We start from the raw sequence: 14,011 nt of genomic DNA, 5'->3' as shown, positions 1-14,011 counted from the left end.
ATGGTCATAGCGTGATTTCCTCCGTGTCGGCGCCCGCGGCCGAATGTTGTTCCGTCACCAGCTTGCGCTCCAGTTGCGCCATCACCTGGTCGATCAGCTCGTCCAGCGAGGAGCCGTCGATCAGGTGCGAGATCGCGACGGACACCCCCAGCGCGCGCTCAAGCGCGTTGCGCAGTTCCGCGCCGGTCAGCGAGTCCACGCCCAGGTCCAGCAGCGAAGTCTGACGCGGCAAGGCGGCCGGGCTGGACAGCACCGCGCGCAGTTCCGCGTCCAGATAATCGGCGACCCGCGCGCGGCGCTCGCCGGCGGGACGGCCGCGCAGTTGGTCGAAAGACAGGGTCCGCGCATTCGCCGCCGGCGCGCGGCCGACCAGGCCTTCGATCAGCGGCGGCAGATCGGGCTGCGCCGCGATCCGCGCAAGATCGATCGCGGCCACCACCAGATGCGGCTCGCCGGTGAACGCCCGTTCCAGCGCGGCGAAGGCCTCGCCCTCGCTCAGCGGGTTCAGGCCGCCGGCGCGAATCCGTTCCGCCGTCTTCGCGTCGGCCGCGCCCATGCCGGCCGCCCACGATCCCCAGCCTATGGACAGCGCCGGCCGCGCGCGCAAGCGCCGCCGCTGCGCCAGCGCGTCGAGATAGCCGTTGGCGGCGGCGTAGGCGGCCTGGCCGTGACGGCCGACCGCCGCGGAGATGGACGAATACAACAGGAAGAAGTCCAGCGGCTCGGCCTCGGTCAGCCGGTCCAGCAAGACCGCGCCGCCCACCTTGGCGCGCAGGGTCTCGGCGAAGGCCGCGGCGTCCAGCGCGTCCAGCGTCGCGTCGCGCACAATGCCCGCGCAGTGCGCGACGCCGCGTATCGGCCGGCCGGCCGCGGCGAGCGCCCCGCGCAAGGCGGCCTCGTCGGCGACGTCGGCGGCCGCCACGCGGACCTCGACGCCGTCGCCGCGCAGACGGGCGCAAGCGGCCTGCGCCGCCGCGCCGGCTTCGCCGCCGCGGCTGATCAACAGCAGATGGCGCGCTCCGCGCCCGGCCAGCCAGCGCGCGGTGGCGAGGCCCAAGGCGCCGGTGCCGCCGGTCACCACATAGACGGCGTCGCCGTCCAGCGCGGGGAGCGCGCCGGTACCGGCGCCGGCGCGCCGCAGCCGCGGCGCCAGCACGGCGGCGCCGCGCACCGCCAATTGTTCCTCGGCGGCTTCGTCGGCGAGCAAGGCCGCCAGCGCGTCGAAGGACGCCGGCGAACCGTCGATATCTATCGTGCCGCGCCAGCTCCGGCCCTGTTCCCGCCGCGCGACGCGCACCGCCGCGCTCAAGGCGGCGAGGACGGGATCGAGCTCCTCCGCCGGCCCGGTGGCCGCCCCGCCGCGCGTGACAACCGTGATCGGCGCCGCCGACGGCGTCGCGGCGCGCTCTCGCGCCAGCGCGCTCAGCAAGGCGCCGCGGCGCGCGACGGCCGCCAGCGCGTCCTCGTCTCCGGCCGCGCGGTCGAAGGCGAGCACCAGGCCGGCGTCGCCCGCGCGGCGGATGGCGTCGATCTCGGCGGGCGCAATCGCGCAGCGTTCGCCGGCGGCTTCCAGCGCGCGCGCCACTTCCGCGCACAAGGCCGGATCGCCGGCGACGATGCGCTCGCCCGAGCGGCGCGCGCCGGCCGGGGCCGGCAGCGGCTGCCAGGCGATGCGGTACAGCGGCGACTCCGCCTGCGCCCGCCCTTCGTCCACCCAGTAAGGCTGGCGATCAAATGCGTAGCTCGGCAGCCGCGCGACGCGGCGCCCGGCGCCGGCCGGCGCCGGCCAGTCGACCGGCAGGCCGGCCACATAGCGCCGCGCCAAGGCGTCCAGCCGCTCGGCCGGTTCGCGTCCCGCGTCCGCCGTCTCCGGCGACGCGTCGCGGCTGGGCGGCATCCCGCCGCACACGCCGCTGTGAACGGCGGCGTCCTCGCCGCGCGCGAAGCGGCTCAGCTCGCGCGCCATCTCTTCCGCGCTGACGGCCGTCAGCGCGAGCCGATGCGGGAAATGCGAGCGCGCCGCCCGCGACGCGTGGCAGGCGGCCGCCCACGCCGCGGCGTCGAGCCCGGCCAGATGAGCGGCCAGCCGCGCCGCGTTGCCGCGCAGCGAGGCGTCGGATTTCGCGGAAACGACCAGCAATTGCGCGCCTTCGTCCGCGCCGGCCGCCGTTTCGCCTGCGGCCGCGCGCGGCGGCGCGAGCAGCACCGCGTGCGCATTGGTGCCGCTGAAGCCGAAGGAGCTGACCCCGGCGACGCAGGGCGCGCCGCCGGCGTCTATGCGTTCCGCGCCGAGCGCGAGGCGCAGCGGCAGCGTGTCCCAGTCGATGCCGCGGTTGGGCGTGCGCACATGCAGGGTGGCGGGCACCACGCCATGGCGCACCGTCAGCGCCGCCTTGATCAGCCCGGCAATCCCCGCCGCGCCTTCCAGATGGCCGAAATTGCTCTTGATCGAGCCCAGCAGCACGCGCTCCTCGCGGCCGCGGCCGGCGAACACGGAAGCCAGCGCCGCCGCCTCTATCGGATCGCCCAGCGCGGTGCCGGTGCCGTGCGCCTCGATATAATTCACCTGCGCCGCGTCGATGCGCGCGGCGCGCAAGGCCGCCCGCACCAGCTCGCGCTGCGCGTGCTCGTTAGGCACCGTCAGGCCCGCGCTGCGGCCGTCGTGATTGACCGCCGAGCCGGCGATCAGCGCGTCTATGGTCCGCCCGGCGGCCTCGGCGTCGGCGAGCCGCTGCAGCACCACCACGCCGCAACCCTCGCCGCGCACGAAGCCGTCCGCGCCGTCGTCGAAGGAGCGGCAGCGGCCGCTGGGCGACAGCATGTGCGCCCGGCATTCGGCGGCGGTGGACAACGGCGACAGCACCACATTGACGCCGCCGACGATGGCGATGTCGCACTCGCCGGCGCGCAGCGCGTTGCACGCCAGGTGCACGGCGACCAGCGACGACGAGCACGCGGTGTCTATCGTCAGCGTCGGCCCGTGCAGGCCGAGCGCGTGCGACACGCGGCCCGCCAGCACGCTGGGCGCGTTGCCCGAGGCGGTGTAGAGGTCGACCTCCTCCGCCCGGCGGAAACGGTGCGCGTAGTCCTGATGCATGACGCCGGCGAACACCCCGGTGGCCGAGCCCTTCAGTTCCGCCGCCGTCATGCCGGCGCGCTCCACCGCTTCCCAGCTCACTTCAAGCAGCATGCGCTGCTGCGGATCCAGCATCGCCGCCTCGCGCGCCGAAATGCCGAAGAAGCCGGCGTCGAAGGAGGCGATGTCGTCCAAAAAGCTGCCGGTGCGGCAGTAGATGCGGCCGCTCGCGTCCGGGTCGGCGTCGAAGTAGCGCTCGACGTCCCAACGCTCGGCCGGCACCTCGCTCACGCCGTCCGCGCCGTCGAGCAGCCGCTGCCACAGCGCCTCCGGCGAGTCGACGCCGGCGAAACGGCAGCCCATGCCGACCACGGCGATGGGCGCGTGCCGGCGCTGTTCGGCGCCGTCCAGTTCGCGCTGCAGGCGTTCGATCTCGCGCAGCGCGTTCCGCATCAGCGCGGTCGTGTCGATCTGGCTCATCGCGCGTCCTTTCTATTCAATTCCTTCAGTTTCGCGGACAGCATTTCCACGATCTCCTCCTGCGACATCGCGGCGTCCGCCGGCGCGTCGGGCTCGGCGGCGGGCGCGGCGGGCGTCGCCTCCGCCTCGGCCATGCCGAACACCGTCCGCGCCAGATGGTCCGCCAAGGCGGCTATGGTCGGATTCGAAAAAATCACCGTGGTCGGTATCGCGCGGCCGAAACGCTTTTCCAGCAGCACGCGCAGATCGGTGATCAGCAAGGAGTCCAGGTCGTAGTCGAACAGCGAGCGTTCGGGGTCCAGCGAGGCCAGCGGCGTGCCGGTCACCAGCGCGGCGTCCTCGGCCAGCAGTTGGAACAGACGATGCCGTCTTTCCTCCGCCGGCAGCGCCAGCAGTTCGCTGACCGAGGAGGTGGAACCCGCGCCCGGCTGGGCGGTGGCGATGCCGGCGAAGCGGCTGGCCGGCACATGCGGCGGCCATTGCTCGATCAAGCGCCCCCAGTCGATCGGCAGCAGCACGAGGTGGGCCGGCAGGTCCGCCCCCAGCGCGATCTCGAAAGTGGCGCGGCCGCATTCGGCCTCGATCTGGCCGATGCCCAGCTGCGCGAGCCGCCGCTTGGCGTTGGCGCTGGAGCGGGCCAGCATGCCCACGTCCTGCCACGGCCCCCAGGCGATGGACAGCGCGGGCAAGCCTTGCGCGCGGCGGCGCGCGGCCAGCGCGTCTAGGTAGGCGTTGGCCATGGCGTAGGTCGATTGCCCCGGCGCGCCGAAGGCGGCGGCGGCGGAGGAAAACAGCACGAAGTGTTCCAGCGGGTAAGCCAGGGTGCGCTCATGCAGCAGCCAGGCGCCGCGGGCCTTGCCGGCCAGGGTGGCGGCCAGCGAGGCCGGCGTGACGTCGCCGACCAGGCAGTCCTCCACCACGCCCGCCAGATGGCAGACGCCGCGCAGCGGCGGCATGGTCGCGTCGATCTCGGCCAGCAGCGCGTCGACGTCCGCTTCCGCCGCCACGTCTGCCTGCCACACCTTCACCTCCACGCCGTCGCGGCGCAGCGCGGCCAGCGCCGCCTCGGCCGCGGCGTCGGCCGGCCGGCGGCCGGTCAGCACCAAGGCGCGCGCGCCCAGCGCGGCGAGCCAGCTCGCGACGCGCAGGCCGAGTTCGCCCAGCCCGCCCGTGATCAGCCACGTGGCGTCCGCCGAGAGCGCGAGGTCCGCTCTGAGCGGCAGCGCGCGCTCGTCGAAGCGCGGCGCGGCGACCGCCTCGCCCTTGACCGCGACTTCGGTCTCGCGCTCGAAGTAATCCAGGCCGCGGCGGATCGCCCGCGCGTCGCCCGCGTGCAGCGCCAGCGTCTGCAGATGCGGCGTTTCCATCGCCACCGCGCGCGACAGCGCCTGCAGCGGCGCCGAGGCCGGCGCGTCCGGCGCCAGCGCCAAGGCGATGCGGCAAGGCCGCTCGCGCCGCGCGGCCGTGGCGAACAGTTCCAGCGCCCCGGCGTAAACCGCCGGCGCCGGCGCGTCGCCGCGCGCCTCCAGCCCGCGGCAATCGACGATCAGGCCCGCCTTGTCGAAGGGAATATCGTTCACCGCCGCCACCACGACGGCCTCCTTGCCTTCGTCGCGCAGCATCGCCGCCAGCCCTGCCGCCGTATCCCCCGCTCCGCTCAGGATGGCGATGGTCGCCGGCAGCGCGGCGGCGTCGCCGCCCGCCGCGTCGCGCCATTCCACCGCATAGCCCTCGCGCAGCGGTTCGACGCGCAGCAATTCATTGCGGGTCACCTCGCGCGACTCCAGGCCGGTCATTTCGAGCAGCACCTTGCCGGCGTCGAACAGGCTGGCCTGCCCCCGCTCGGCCGACGCGTGACAGCGCATCCCGGCGCCGGTCCGCCCGTGCAGCGCCAGCCGCGCGATGCGCGTCGGCACAAAAGCCTTGCTGCCCTCGGGCCGCGCGGCGGCGGCCACCAGTTGCAGCACCGAATCCAGCACCCCGGGGTGCAACAACCAGCCGGCGTCGTCGGCGTCGTCCCGCATATCGCAACACGCGTCGCCGTCCCCGACCACGATGTCCGACAGACGCCGGAAGGTCGGTCCCATCACCACGCTGCGCGCGCGCAGCCAGCTATCCAGCAGCTCGGTGGAGATCGCTTCTCCGCGCACCGGCTCCGACGGCGCGGCGCCCGGCGCCTCGCCGGCGTCCACCCTGGCCGTCGCGTGGACGTCGGCGGACTCCAGCGTCAACACCGTGGCTTCGAAACCGTCGCCGTCGCGCACCAATTGCAGCTGGACCTTGCGCGCCGCGCCCGACGGAATCACCAGCGCGGCCGGGAAACGCAGATCGCTCAGCACGCAGCCGTCCGAGCCGGTGAGCGCGCGCGCGCCGTCGGCCATCATCACCGCGAGCGCCGCGCCGGACACCACCACCTTGTCGTAAATCACGTGATCCTGCAGGAAGGGCAAGACGGCCACGCTCCATTCGGCGTCGAAGAAGGTCGCGCCCAAGGCCGGCGCGTCGGTGCGCCGTCCAAGGAAGGGCGTCGCGCCCGCCGCCAGGAAGCGCGGCGCGCGGTCTATCCAGTGACGCTGGCGCTGGAAGGGATAGGTCGGCAGCGCCACCCGGTTGCCGTCGCGGTAATGCTGGGACAGCTCCAGCGTCAGGCCCGCGGTCCACAGCCGCGCCAGCGCGTCCGGCGAGGCCGGATCGAGCGAGACCATGCCGGCAGCACCCGCGCCCAGCGCCGTGTCGCCGAAGTCCAGCACCCATTCCGCGCCGGCCGCTTCCAGCGCCTCGGCGGCGTCCGCCGCGCCTGGCGCCGTGCCCGCGCCGGCCAGTTCCTCGCGCACCGCCTCCGCGCTGTCCAGCGGCAGGCCCGAGGCCGCGCTGATCCACAATAGCGACGGCGCGACGGCGCGCTCCGCGCGGCGCTGCCGCGCATCCTCAAGACTCAGCGCGCCCGCCGCGAAGGCCGCGGCGAACACCCCGCTCCCCGTCGCGCACACGCTGGCCGGCACGACGCCGCTCGCCAGCCACAACTGCACACGGGTCAATACCGCGTCCAGATCCTCGGCGCCGCCGAAGGCGAAGCTCAGCTCCGGCGCGCGCGCCGGCACTTCCGCCGCGATCGTCTCCGCGCTCGGCTCGCCGGCGGCGAAGGCGCGCAGCGCGGCGATCAAGGCCTCGCGGGATTCGGCGCGGAACGCCGCGCGCTGCTCCCAATGCCGCCGCCCCAGCGCCGCCGTCAGGCAAACGTCTTCTATCCTCAGCTCGGGATGACCGTCGAGAAAGTCCGCGTAGTCCGCACACAGCGCGGGCAAGGCTTCGCCGCGCGCCGACAGCAGCAAGAGCGGCGCGACGTCCGGCGTGCGCGGCGCGCGCGGCGGCGCCGCTTCTATGATCACGTGGGCGTTGGTGCCGCCGATGCCGAAGGAGCTGACCCCGGCGCGCCGCTGCGGCGCGTCCCAAGGCGCGGTTTCCGTCGGCAGGTAGAAGCCGGCGTCGCCGCGCAGCGCGTCTATCGCGCGTTCCGCGCCGACGGCGGCCGGAATCCGCCCATGCTCCACCGCCAGCGCGGCCTTGATCAGCCCGCAAGCGCCCGCCGCCGCGTTCAGATGGCCGACGTTCGCCTTCAGCGTGCCCAGCGCGCAGCGCGCGTCGGCGGCGGAACGCTGGCCCAGGGCCGCGCCCAGCGCCGCCAGTTCCACCTCGTCGCCGATCGCGGTGCCGGTGCCGTGCGTCTCCACATAGCCTATCGACGCGCCGTCCACCTCGCTGAGCGCCAGCGCCTGGCGGATCACGTCCTGCTGCCCGCGCCCGCCGGGCGCGGTGAAGCCCACTTTGGCCGCGCCGTCGTTGTTGACCGCGCCGCCGCGAATCACCGCCATGATGGGGTCGCCGTCGGCCAGCGCGTCCTCCAGGCGGCGCAGCACCACCACGCCCGCGCCGTTGCCGAAGACCGTGCCGCTGCTGTCCGTGGTGAACGGACGGCAGGCGCCGTCCGCGGACAGAATGCTGCCCTCCTCGTACACATGGCCCTGCCGCTGCGGCAAGGCGACGCTGACGCCGCCCGCCACCGCGAAGTCGCACTGGAAGCTCAGCAGTCCCTGCATCGCCTGAACCACGGCGACGAGGGAAGTCGAGCACGCGGTCTGCAAGCTGATGGCCGGGCCGCCGAAATCGAGCCGGTAGGCGACCTGAGTGGCCAGATAGTCCTTGTCCACGCCCACCCATTGCTGCAGATAGCGGTTGGGCGACGCGCGGTCCAGCCGGTCGCGCACGTGGTCGACGAGATAATCGACGCTGGCCGAGCCGGCCCAGACGCCGACGCGCGCGCCGCGCGCCGCGCCGTGACCGGCGCGCTCCAGCGCCTCGTGCACGCATTCAAGGAAAATCCGCTGCTGCGGGTCCATCGCCGCCGCCTGCGACGGCGGAATGCCGAAATAGGCCGCGTCGAATTGATCGACGCCGTCCAGCGGACCGCCGGCGCCGACGAAGCCGGGCTGGGCCAGCACCGTTTCCGGCACGCCTTCGCGGCGCGCCGCGTCCGCGCCGAAGCGTTCAATCGCGACCCGGCCGTCGGCTATCATCGACCAGAACTGTTCCAGGGTGCTGACGCCGGGCAGGCGGCAGCTCGCGCCGATGATCGCTACGGCGTCTACGGGTGTTGCATCAGTCATTACAAAGCCTCCTTGCGTGCGCGTACGCGCTGTCGATAGGCGCGCGCGCCGTCGACGTCCATCATTGGGGAAAGGTCCGCCTCGCCCGTATCGGCGCGCTCGGCGAGCGCCCGTATCGTGGCCAGCGAAAAGAAATCGACCAGCGGGGGCACCGCGACGCCGCGCGACGCCAGCAGCGCGCGCAGCCTCACGATGTGCATCGAGGTGGCGCCCGCGTCGAAGAAGCCCTGCCGCGGGTCTATCTCGACGCCGACCACTTCGGCGAAGGCGGCCAGCATCGTGGCCTCCAGCGAAGCGTCGCGCCGCGCCGCCGCGGCCGGCGTCGCCGGCGCGGGAGGCGGGGCCGCCAGCTCGGCGAGACGCGCGCGGTCCACCTTGCCGTTCGCCGTCAGCGGCAAGGCGTCCAGCACCATCACGTGATGCGGCTGCATATAGGCGGGCAGGTGCAGCACCAGCTGAGTGCGCACGGCCGCGACCACGTCGCCTTGATGATCCGGCAGCGCCACCACGTGCAGCTGGATCACCGTCGCGTCCTTGCGCCGGGCCACCGAGGCCACGGCGCGCGCCAGGCAGCCGGCGCGCATCGCGGCAGCCTCGATCTCGCCCAGCTCGATCCGATAGCCCTGCACCTTGACCTGCCCGTCCATCCGTCCCAGCAGTTCAAGCTCGCCGTCCGGCTGCCAGCGCGCGAGATCGCCGGTGCGGTAGAGTCGCCGGCCCTCGGCGTCGATGAAGAAGCGGCGCTCGGTTTCCGCCTCGTTGCCCAGATAGGCGAGCGCGAGGCCGCGGCCGCCCAGCAGCAATTCGCCCACCACGCCGTCCGGCCGCTCCCGGCCGTCGGGCGCGCGCACGAAGCATTGCTGGTTGGACAGCGGCCGGCCGTAGGGAATCGACGCCAGCACGGCGTCCTCGGGCGCGATCGGATGCACCACCGACCAGATCGACACCTCGGTCGCCCCGCCCAGGCTGATCGGCCGCAGCGCCGGAAACGCGTCGCGCAGCCGCCCGGCCAGGCCGGGCGCGATCCAGTCGCCGCTCATCAGCGCCAGGCGCAGATGCGGCGAACGCGGCGCGGACACTTCCAGCATCAGTTCCAGCACCGCCGGCACGGAATTCCAGATGGTGACCCCGCCGTCGCTGAGCGCCTGGGCCATCGCGTCCGGATCGCGCGAGCGGGCCGGGAACACCACCTCGCCGCCGACCGCGAGCAGGCCGAAGATGTCGTAGACCGACAAATCAAAGGCCAGCGAGGACACGCACAACGCACGATCGGCCGGACCGACCGCGAAGCGTTGGTTGATGTCGTCTATGGTGTTCGCCGCGGCCTCGTGCGCGATCAGCACGCCCTTCGGCCGCCCGGTCGAACCCGAGGTGAAGATCACATAGGCCGCGTCGCCGGCCTCGAGGTCCGCGGCCGGACCCGCGTCGCCGCGCGGCAGCGGCTGGTCCAGACGCAGCGCGGGCACCGGCAGCGCCGGGCCTGCCGCGCTCAGCAGCGCGAGACGGGCGCCGGCCTCGCCGAGCAGTTCTTCCATGCGCGCGGCCGGCCAAGACGGCTCTATCGGCAGATAGACCGCGCCCGCCATCACAATGCCCAGCAGCGCCGCCACCGCGCGCGGCCCCGGCGCGACGATGGCCGCCACCACCTCGCCGCGCGCCACGCCGCTTTGCCGCAGCGCGCCGGCGATGTCTTCCGCCTCGCGCAGCAGCGCGCCGTAGCTCAGCGTCGTCTCGCCCTGCCTGACCGCCACCGCCTCCGGCGCGATCCGCGCCTGCTGGACGATGGGGGTTTCCAGCCGGCGCGGCGCGCGCTCCGCCGCGGTGGCGTTGACCGCCGCGCGCCGCGCCGCCTGCTGCGGCGCGAGCCGGGCCAGCGTCGGCCGCTCCACCGCCGCGGCGTCCGTCGCCATCGTTTCCAGCGCGCCGAGGAAGACCTCGAACATCGCGTCCACCATGCCGTCGGGGAACAGCTGCGCGACGGACTCCCACATCAGCACCAGCCTGTCGCCGCGCCGTCCCAGGACGGCGTGCAGCGACACCTGGGGCGTGGGGTTGGCCATGTCGACCACGCGGCCGACGCCGTCCAGCAGGGCCAGATCGTCAGCCGGATCGCCGGACAGCAAGCTGGTCAGCACCACCGGCATCAGCACGGGCGCGCCGTTGCGCCGGCTCAGCTCGCGCAGAATCGACACGCCGGAGCACCAGGGCGCGTCCAGATCGGCCCACACTTGCCGCTGCACCGCTTGGGCGAAGGCGGCGAACGAGGGGTGACGCTCGCTCAGCGACAGCAAGGTGTTGCTGGTGTAATCGCCTATCGCCAGCCCCGCCTGCTCCGCCCGCGTGTTGCAAGTCACGTTGAGCGTGAAGGCGTGCGCCGCCGTCCACAGCCGCAGCGTGTCGGCGAAGGCGGCGATGCACAGCGAAGTCAGCGTGACCCCGAGCGCCTGCGCCCGCGCCGTCAGCGCCGCGGACATGGCGGCGGGCAGCTCCCGGCGGCGGTTGGCGAAGCGCGGCTCGGCCACCTCGGCCAGCGCCATCTTCATCGGCAACTCCGGCGCCGGCGCGATGGCTTCGACCCGGCGCAGCCAGGCCTCGCGCTGCGCCTCGGTCGCCGCCGGCGGCGTCATCGGCGTGATGCATTGCGCGGGGGCCTCGTCGGCCGCGTCGCGCGCCAGCTCGGCCATCAGTTGCAGGAAGCTGCGCAGATCGCCGGCCAGCAGGCTGAGCCGCAGGTGCAGGATAGCCGCGCTCTCGGTCAGACGGGAGACGACGGCGAGCACGGGCGGGCCGTCGCGCTCGGCCAGGCTCTCGCGCGTCGCCTCCAGCCGTTCCGCCGCCTCCGCCGCGTCCAGCCCGCGCAAATCCTGCGGCGGCAGCAAGGGGTCGTAGGCCAGCGCGTCGAACGCGCCGCGCCCGTCCGCGCCCACCGTCATCCGCAAGGACGGGTGGCGGGCGACCAGCCGCGCGAGGCGCCGGCCCAGTTCCGGCGCCCGCGCGGCGTCTATCTCGAAATCCACGCGGATGTGCGGGGACACGCTGCCCAGCGGCACCCCGCCCTGCTGGCCTATCCAGTAAGCCTGCTGCATCTCGGACAGTTCGAACGCCTCCCCCGCCGCATAGCGGCGAGCCGCGGCCGGCGCCGCGGCGTCCAGGCGCGGGGCGTCGACGATTTCGCGCCGCAGTTGCCGGGCGGAGAGCGCGAACAGCGCCGCGAACGACAATTCCACGCCATGACGCGCGCGCGCGGCGGCGGCAAGCCGCGCGGCCGACAGCGAATCCAGCCCCAGATCGATCAGCCTGGCGTCGGGCGACGCGGCCGCGCCGGGCACGAAGCGCGCGATCTCGGCCAGAATCGCGTCGTCGGCCGCCTCGGCCGCGTCGTCGGCGACGATGCGCAGTTCGCCGCGCAGCAGCGCGTCGCGGGTGGCGCCGCGCCGGGTCTTGCCGCTGGAGGTGCGCAGGATGCTGCCTCGCCACAGCAGCGCGATGCGCGCCGGCGCCACGCCGTGCTCCCGCGCCAGCGCCGCGCGAATCACCGGCAGGATGTCACGGGCCTCCGCCTCCCCGCAGCCGCCGCGCACCTCGGCGCCGATCAGAATCCCTTCGCCGTCCTCGCCGTCGACGGCGGCGGCGAAGGCGCGCCCCTTCCGAATCGACGGATGGCAGGCCGACACGGTGTCTTCCAGATCGTGGCTGTAGACATTCCGGCCGCCGACGATGATCAAATCCTTCAAGCGGCTGGTGACGAACAGATCGCCCTCGTGCAGAAAGCCCAGATCGCCGGTTCTCAGCCATGCGCTGTCGCCGTCGGCCAGCCGCGCGCCGAAGATCTCGCGCGACTCCTCCGGGCGGCGCCAATAACTGTCGGCGACCGTGCTCCCGGTCACCCATATTTCGCCGACTGCGTCCGGCGCGCACGGCGCGCGCGTGTCCGGGTCCACGATGCGGACGCGCGTATCGATCAGGCTGACGCCGCAGGCCGCCAATTCGACGCCGTCCGTCTGCGGCGACACGCGGCCGCGCGCCAGCGCCTCCCGCGCGAAGCGCACGCCGCGCGTGCCCTCGCCGCAACGGCCGGCGGTCACCTTCAAGGTCGCCTCGGCCAGGCCGTAGCCCGGCACCACCACCGAAGAACGCAGCCCAAACGGCGCGAAGGCCGCCTCGAAGCGGCGCACCGTGTCGCAGCGCACCGGCTCCGCGCCGTTCAGCGCATAACGCAAGGACGACAAGTCGGTGCCCGGCGCGAGATCGCCCGCGCGGTCCGCGCACAAGGCGTAGGCGAAATTCGGCGCGGCGGTGTGGGTGCCGCGCCGCGCGGCTATCGCGCGCAGCCAGGACATGGGCTGGGCGACGAATTTCTCCGGCGCCATCAGATAGGCGGGAAAGCCGCATTGCAAGGGGGTGAGAATGCCGTACACCAGGCCCATGTCGTGGAAGTACGGCAGCCAGCTGATCATCGCGCTGTCCGCGTCGTGCATCGCGCCGCGGTCAAGATCGTCTATCGTCGCCCACAGCCCGGTTTGCGTGACCACCACGCCCTGCGGCGTGCGCGTCGAACCCGAGGTGTACTGCAGCAGCGCCGGACTGGCGTCCTTCGCCACCCGCAAAAAGGGCGCGGCGCGCTCGGCCTCGTCGGTGCGCATCCAGCGCAGGCCCGGCAAGGCGTCCCGCGCCTCCGCGCTCAGCGCGATGGCGGCGCCGCAGTCTTGAGCGATCGCCGCCATCGTGTCGCGGCCGTGACGCGGCGCCACCGGCACCGGGATCACGCCGGCCAGGCAGCAGCCGAAGAAGGCCGGAAGGAAATCGAGCGGCTCCTGATAGACCAGCATCACGCGCTCGCCGGCCTCGGTCGCTGGCGCCAGACGCGCGGCGATGCCGGACGCGCGTTCGCACAACGCCGCATAGCTTAGCGCGAGCGCTTTCTCCGGATCGGCCGACGCGTAGGCGAGACGATCGGGACTCGCCTCCGCCCGCCACAGCAACTGCTGGGCGATGCTAGGCGCTTCGCGATGCGGAAAAGCTTGGTGAGGTCCGAACTTGTCGGCGGCGGACGTCCGCCGCGACGCGACATCGGATGAGGAATTCATTGCATGACCTCCATGTATCGACAACTGCTCCGGTATGGATTGGGCGCGCCCATTGAAATCGCTCAATTGGCATAAGCTCGATCGTCGCGGCGCTCCCACAGGAATAATCTGTCCCTTGCGCTTACCCAGCGCGCAGCGACGACGACATATCGCGCGGCTGGCGAGGACCTTGGCGGCTCGGACAGAGGTCCGCTCCGTTCAAGAAGCGGTGATGCTGTTTTGATGGGTTCCAGCTTGTCGCAGGGTGTCCCGCGACCAGCCGGATAGGGTCATTCCATCGTTTTCACGAAAGAATGCGTGACGCGTGCGCGGCGATTCGCCCAGACAACGCTTGAATCAAGAAGAGAATAGGAACTCCAGGGTGGCTCATTCACCATGCCGACTTTCTGTTGAGATGATTCGATATCACTTCAGCAGCCGAACCCTTACCCATTCACATCACATCGAACAGATAAGGAATATCTCCATAATTTTCTCCGGCCATTAAAATCCGGGATTTATGAATATCGGCGCTAGAATTATTTTTATATGGATTCAATTGATCGCATTAATTTCCCCATGCAGTAATAGGGAAAATTAAGTGTCGCACTATACTGAAAGACCTCAGGGGAAAGCACCACCCAAACTGCCAGTTACACCCGATACCAATTTCGGCTTATATATTTTCGATACACTGGTTTTCTTGGAGATATCAAAGACTTAAT

General features: G+C 72.3%; 3 protein-coding genes. All 3 read right to left on the bottom strand.

Going from position 1 to position 14,011, the window contains the following annotated elements; translation table 11 throughout:
• Positions 1-4 precede the first annotated feature (4 nt).
• The 3 genes from VI26_RS13840 to VI26_RS13830 are packed head-to-tail and all read right to left on the bottom strand — an operon-like array spanning position 5 to position 13,307.
• The gene (locus VI26_RS13840) at positions 5-3,556 is read right to left on the bottom strand and encodes an SDR family NAD(P)-dependent oxidoreductase (protein WP_048410323.1); all 3,552 of its coding nucleotides are present in this window, start codon (positions 3,554-3,556) and stop codon (positions 5-7) included.
• Positions 3,553-8,220, bottom strand: coding sequence for an SDR family NAD(P)-dependent oxidoreductase (locus tag VI26_RS13835; protein WP_048410322.1), 4,668 nt, complete (start codon positions 8,218-8,220; stop codon positions 3,553-3,555). The genes VI26_RS13840 and VI26_RS13835 overlap by 4 nt, the downstream gene beginning before the upstream one ends.
• Positions 8,220-13,307 (bottom strand): amino acid adenylation domain-containing protein, encoded by a 5,088-nt coding sequence (locus VI26_RS13830; protein WP_082151066.1) that lies wholly within the window; start codon positions 13,305-13,307, stop codon positions 8,220-8,222. Before VI26_RS13830 ends, VI26_RS13835 begins: the two co-directional genes overlap by 1 nt.
• Positions 13,308-14,011 lie beyond the last annotated feature (704 nt).

Origin of the sequence: Chromobacterium sp. LK1 (assembly GCF_001043555.1) — a bacterium.
Classification (GTDB): Bacteria; Pseudomonadota; Gammaproteobacteria; order Burkholderiales; family Chromobacteriaceae; genus Chromobacterium; species Chromobacterium aquaticum.
The sequence above is the reverse complement of the archived record's forward strand: the minus strand, read 5'-3'. Positions and strand labels throughout refer to the sequence as shown.

Coding starts and splice junctions, on each gene's coding strand:
- VI26_RS13840 (WP_048410323.1), bottom strand. CDS start 3,556: ATGAGCCAGATCGACACGACCGCGCTGATGCGGAACGCGCTGCGCGAG.
- VI26_RS13830 (WP_082151066.1), bottom strand. CDS start 13,307: ATGAATTCCTCATCCGATGTCGCGTCGCGGCGGACGTCCGCCGCCGAC.
- VI26_RS13835 (WP_048410322.1), bottom strand. CDS start 8,220: ATGACTGATGCAACACCCGTAGACGCCGTAGCGATCATCGGCGCGAGC.